Source organism: Psychrobacter sp., assembly GCF_018260395.1.
Lineage (GTDB): Bacteria > Pseudomonadota > Gammaproteobacteria > Pseudomonadales > Moraxellaceae > Psychrobacter.
The window spans coordinates 1-6245 of the sequence record NZ_JAGLBC010000136.1 but is presented as its reverse complement, the minus strand read 5'-3'; the positions used below and the strand labels follow the sequence as shown (position 1 = coordinate 6245).

At 36.9% G+C, this 6245-nt stretch carries 5 protein-coding genes; 1 reads left to right on the top strand and 4 read right to left on the bottom strand.

All coding sequences use genetic code 11. The annotated features are described in order from the left end of the window. Positions 1–212: 212 nt before the first annotated feature. A complete protein-coding gene (locus QZ265_RS09220; protein WP_296405537.1) occupies positions 213–1919 on the bottom strand; it encodes a hypothetical protein in 1707 nt (568 codons plus the stop codon). Then, the gene (locus QZ265_RS09215; RefSeq protein WP_296405535.1) at positions 1919–3433 is read right to left on the bottom strand and encodes an AAA family ATPase; all 1515 of its coding nucleotides are present in this window, start codon (positions 3431–3433) and stop codon (positions 1919–1921) included. The genes QZ265_RS09220 and QZ265_RS09215 overlap by 1 nt, the downstream gene beginning before the upstream one ends. Before the next feature lie 508 nt (positions 3434–3941). Here QZ265_RS09215 and QZ265_RS09210 point away from each other — a divergent pair. Next, positions 3942–4529, top strand: a complete 588-nt coding sequence (locus tag QZ265_RS09210; protein WP_296405534.1) for a DUF4442 domain-containing protein — start codon at positions 3942–3944, stop codon at positions 4527–4529. A 156-nt stretch (positions 4530–4685) separates the two neighbouring features. Here the strand turns inward: QZ265_RS09210 and QZ265_RS09205 are convergent, their stop codons facing one another. Together QZ265_RS09205 and QZ265_RS09200 are read right to left on the bottom strand one after the other, a co-directional pair. Next, positions 4686–5195, bottom strand: a complete 510-nt coding sequence (locus tag QZ265_RS09205) for a DUF6586 family protein (RefSeq protein WP_296405533.1) — start codon at positions 5193–5195, stop codon at positions 4686–4688. 174 nt (positions 5196–5369) lie between these two features. Continuing rightward, the gene (locus QZ265_RS09200) at positions 5370–6089 is read right to left on the bottom strand and encodes a hypothetical protein (protein WP_296405532.1); all 720 of its coding nucleotides are present in this window, start codon (positions 6087–6089) and stop codon (positions 5370–5372) included. Between the last annotated feature and the right edge of the window lie 156 nt (positions 6090–6245).

Sequence of the window (6245 nt, the reverse complement as noted above, 5' to 3'; positions counted from 1 at the left end):
TACGACCCTCTGGTCCCAAACCAGATGCGCTACCAAACTGCGCCACACTCCGATGTCTTACTATTAACGACTTTGAATACGCTTTGATTGAACCAATCATCTGCGTCATCGCTATCGAGGTGCATATAATAGGATTAAACTCTAATCTTGTCAACACTTATTTAATATTTCTTTCAAAACTTTAAAATTATGTTGAGCCTATTATAAAATCATCAAATCAGTAATAAAGATTGATACGGATCAAATGGTATAACGCTCATTTTTTCTATATCAGTATTACTAGCAACATTATCAACACTCATCTGATTTGACTGCCTATTCTCTTTTAATTTATCTATAACGTCAAGCCTTTCTGTGAAATTAATTGTTCTAGGATAAATTAACCAAGCATTTAGACAGTTTAAACGCTTTTGGTAGCTATAAAGTTGTTGCCAGTCTGCCCCGCTCACATCGGCAATATTATTAATGGTTTTATATTTTATGTCTATAACATGACTAACTGTGCCTGCATCACACACAATACAAGCATCAGGAATTAATTTTTGAATAACTGTCTCTTTAAGACTTGATCTTGATGGTTCTGATTGATAATACAGCCAATCAAAACTTGGCTTAATAATTAATTTGCTTGATGACAAGTTTGCTGATACCCACTTATCAAGTTTGCCGAGTACCCACCGCTCAAAGGCATAATTCATATTAATCATTACCGCTGGAACAGGTAACCCGTCGGCGCTAGCCTTATCATAATCCTTAGGCGTTTGTTCATGCGAACCCTGGTTCAGCAACCACCATCCCCACTCTATCGCTTGAGTTATTGTTTCTAATTGCGCCACACTAAATTGTGAGCGCCAAGAATGCTTATTACTTAGTAAAGTTTGATAAGTCATAGCCCACTGTTTAGGCGCTAATGGTAAATTGCCATGTAAATTTATAGGAAGTTGTTGCATCGGTTTTGGCTTACTGCGGCTCGCGGCAGTTGCTATTGCTTTAGGTTGAGCTTGTACTGTAGTTTGAGCATGTAGCTTAGTTTGAGCTTGTACTGTAGTTTGACATTGAGACACCTTTTGTAACTGTTGCCAAGCCGTGACCAAAAATTCAGCCAATAAGTTATCAGTTTCAAATACCGCTTGTTCTGTGTATAGATAGTGCGGTCGATGCCAGTTTTTTTTTAACTGGGCACTTAAATTAATTTTGCCTTGAGCTTTGGGACGGTTATTGACTTGAGTTTGATAACGATTGGGCAGTGATGTAGACGCTTTATGTAAAATGTGATTGATTCTTGCCAGCACGCCTTCATACCAAGGCTCATTTAAGTTAATAGTTTGGTCAAACGGCAGACCTTTAACTTGAGAATATAAGCACTGGTTATCAGTAGCTTTATAGGTAGACTGCTGTGATAAGGTTACGGCAGGAATGGTTTTGGCTAAATTATCAGTGCCAATATCTTTAAGCATGGTCGCTACCCATTTACGGGCTTTAATCACCTGCACTTGCCAACTATTATCATAATTAGATTGGTTTGACTGGGCATACGATAATTCTTGATTATTAGGTTTAATAGCAGTTATATCATCTGAAGTTGCGGGTTTAGATGAGCGTTTAGATAAGGATTTAGACGTGGGTTTAGCAGCCACAATTTTTGGTAGTATTTCCAATGACAAACCACTGGGCAATACTACTTTTGCCAAATAATGACTTACTACCAAGCTAATCTGCCCTTGTTTTACCTCAATGCTAAAGCATGGCAATTCATGTTTGAGCAAATAATCAAAATCTTTTGAATATTTGAAATCTGCTCGGCTAAGTCGTTGATGCTCCAAACAACTCATAACAGAATCGTGAGTGTTTAGCATTAGCTGTCTTTGGTCTGGCTTATCTACTTTAGCATCTGTCCTAACTGCACTTGAAGATATCATTAAGACACCTCTGTTAGCGGATAGCTTTGGTATAATAACTGATACGGCTTAGCAGTGAGATATAAGCGATGTAAATCAACTTCATCCGTAGTATTAGTTTCAATATCAGTTTCAGTAGCTACATTCACAAAATAAGGATTTAATACTACAATATTAGAACCAGTTACTACATGAGCTTCTATATAGGGATTACTCTCTGATTTGGCATGCACGTTTGTTTGTAGCAAACTTAAAGAGTGACTATAAGTGTCTATATTTTCATAAATAGTATTGTTTTCATCAACTAGATTAAATGTGTGATTGCTAAGTTGTAAACCATTGCTAGTGCCATATAATATCTGCGCTAAAAGTTTAGGTGTTTCTGCCGGCATGGCACTAAGCTTAATATACTCAATAATTTGTGGAATTACTTGACGATATAGCCGTTTGGCCAATTGCGCTATATTATTTATGTCCATAAAATAGGAATGACCTAACTGTGCCTCTGCGCCAAACAGGGTTAATAGGCGCTGGTTTAAAGCTTGTAACAGTCTGGCCAAATCAACACTTTCACCTTCCTCATCTTTTACATCTGTCAATACTGAGCTGTCAGAATAGCAAGTAATAAACTCAAATCGTCGCCTAAACGCACTATCTAACATCGCTAAGGATAAGTCTTGGGTATTCATGGTGGCATAGATATCCACGTTACTAGGCACGCTAAATTGCCGCCCTGAATAGGCAAGTCGTACTGACATGGGGGTAGCTCCACCCATCCTTTTGCTAGGCTCAATGACACTCATCAGCTCACCAAATACCTGCGAGGTATTGGCACGATTAATCTCATCAATTAACATAGCATAACGGTGGTTAGGGTCGTTACTTGCTTTGGTACACAGCTCCAAAAATGCGCCTTGTTGTACCTCATACTGCATTTGACCCGTCTGAGGATTGATACGAGGCCTAATACCTTCGACAAACTCATCATACCCATAAGATTGGTGAAAACTCAACAAACAGCTGCGACTCACCACAAATTTCTTAGCATAATATTGCCTGCCTTCCCCTTCATATAGTGCTAGAAGCTCCGCCAATTGAGTACGTAAAGTGGCTTTTACTTCCTCTAATAAGAACCATTGACTAGCCCCTGTTTTATCAAAATAATAATTAGCAGAGCGCAGCGTAGTATTAACTGTTAGGGACTCGGGATGCGCATGTTTGTTAAGTTGTACCCATAAGGTTTGGTTAATATTCTCATTTCGCTTATTGGCGGTAGATTTATCTATAACAAGCGGATGACGCATCATTTCAGGCACAGTCATTAATCTGTCTTCAAGAAGCAGTACGGCACATACCACCTCACACCATCCATAGTGACTAACTTGCTGAACTCGCCAGCTTTCCCATGATCCGTCAACAGACTCATCATACTGCTTTTGAATCTCAAGCAGTCGGTGCGTTTTTCCAGTTCCTGCAACACCTGTAAAAATCAGATTGGTCGGTTCAGTGGGTAGTGTTACTTCTTTATTGTTCAAAGTGTTACTTCTTTATTGTTCAAAATATCTCTTCATGTCTCATAAAAATTAAAAACTAAGGCCAATCTACGATTAGCAACCTTTATTTCGATGCTATAACTCAGGGCAAACGCATACTTTTAAAAAAATTAATATTTTCAGTGACTTATAAATTCAGAAAATTAAAACCTAAATTTATAACTATTTGATTTTAAATGGAATTCCAGAAAAGTGTGCGTTTGCCCTGTGCTATAACTTCGTATGCTTAACTAAGCGTTTGCTATAATGGCAACCTACATGTTAACTTTGAATTATTTATTTATTCGGTATGACTATTAGCTATTATTGAGTGCTTAATAATCAACACCTGACTTTCACATTTTATACTATTACATCAAGGACACCTCATGAGCCAAATAGTCAATTTGATTCATCAAGTTTCTAATGTTGGTAAGACTACTGCAAAAAAGCAGTCGCATTAGCCTCTCAATTAAATCTTCCTCTTAATTTGAACAAATCAAATAATAAAATGGCGCAAATCAAATCCACATCAGGTGAAGGTAACCGTAAATCCTCTAAATCAAATCAAGTTATTAACCCTTTTACTAAAATACTAAGAGCGACGCAATTCTTACCTGATTCGGCCCAATCTTATATATTGAGTAAAGCCTTTGGTAAGATTGTACCTTATGTAGGTACCACTGGCATTGTATATGAGAAAGTAACAGCTAACAAACTGGTGGTTAGTCTTGAAAATAAAAAAACAGTTCAAAATCATATTGGCACTGTACATGCTGTCGCTGTAACTTTATTGGCAGAAACGGCTACTGGATTCATTCTTGGTATCAACCTACCTTCAGACAGAGTTTTATTGTTGAAGTCTTATCATGTAAACTTCTATCGTCCTTTAAAATCGGGACAAATTGCCGCTACCGCTAGTTTAAGCGATGAGCAACGTCAGTATATTCTTGATACTGCAAAAGGTGAAATGGTTATCCCTTGTGTCATTGAGGATAGAAATGCAGACAGTGACCGTGCTCCGATTACGGTAGAAATGACTTGGGCATGGATTCCAAAATCTGAACTTAAGCAGCGTCGTAAAGGTACAGTCAAATAAATTCTTTAAAGCTAACGACTTTAATATTTTTTATAAAAAAGCACGGTTTATAATAAAACGGTGCTATATAGTTTAATTGTTTAATAGAGCCAAGTGTTTAACAAAGCCAAAATGTTTGACAAAGAGCAATATAAGTCCCGTAGCTGATATTCAAATTTAATACTCCACCATACCGCCTCGCATTTCATCTACCAATGACATAAATTCCGTACGCCACTCTCTAATAGTCTGCTCATCAGGCAACCATTGATTCGATAATGTAACCACGTTGACAATCAAATCTTGAGTGGAAGTAGATAGATTATTACTATCTGTAGCTGGTGCATATTGACAACGTTGATAAGCTTTGGTGATATTGGCCAATACGCCAGATTCTAAAGAGATTTTAAGGCGCTGCAATTCTGGAGATATTAAGGTCTTCTTGTCTAATGCATTCTCAAGATAATCAATACTAGGCTGACTGGTATCAAGATTGTAAAAGTGAGCCAACTCTTGTAAGAATGCCCATAAAGCGCCCTGTAAATGAAAAATAGCGGTTTCACAATGGGCTTGATAAAGCTGCTTGTCCGCAGTTTCACCTGCTAGCTTGCACGCTATTCTACAAAAATAAAACTTTTGATTGGTACGATCCGCTTGATAACGGGCTACTCTGCTTTTGTCTGCCATTTAGATCTCTCAAAAACATATTATTAGAAAATATAAATGTACCACAAAAAATTTATTTTTCATGCTTATTATCTTTATGTATTTTCAGTAAGTTGGCCTAGGTCTCAATAAAAACTCACTTATACAAGTGAGTTTGATAACTATCATAATTAAACTATGACTAACTTAAGCCCATTACTTAGGCGGAAAAACATATTGTTTATAAATCTCTAACACGCCATTCTCTTTATCTATGAAAATCCTCTCTACCCCAAAACCTTTGCGGCCTATGTCTGGATTTTTATGATATAAATCGATAGTTTTAGACGCTTTAAAATCAGACGAATAGTTGGCGACACTCTTATTTAATAACAATGGCTTCAACTCGCCACCATTGATTTTATAGCTAATAGCTGCTGTACTAGCTATAAAAGACTGATCATTGCCCATACTACTGCCTTCAGGTATTTTAATATAACCATCCGTCAATAATAACCTATCCAAATCAAAGCTATACTTATCGACTTTAAAATCTGTCTTCAATTTGGGATCGGTATACCAACGATAGTTGTAAAGGTCGACGCCTCGATTTAATTGTTTGTATAAGTGATCGATAATACCTTTATAACTGTCTGCTTTAATTTTTAGGACTTTGCCATCATAGTTAGCATTAAAATTGGGACAACTAATCGAAAAACTTGGATCAGCCGAGTGACTAGAATCCCCTACACTGACCGTCTTATACTTGCTAGATCCTGAACTCTCTGAACGCCAATTGGCATTAATATCTAAATCATCGTTCATGGACATCAACATGATATTTAAACTATCACAGTCTGCTGTGTATTTTTGGGCATGGGCGCTTATCGGCCCCGCTAAGCAAAGAGCAGATACTAATAATATTTTTTTTCTCATGTTTTCCTCAAAACTTAACCAAAACAACTAAAACTATTTTTTCACCTTTACGCATTTGACCAATTAAAAGCGTATTAAATCATCACAATACTAATAAATAAAGTAGTTTACTATTGCAACAATACAGATTGGTTAAAGAAATAGTACATTAAGTTA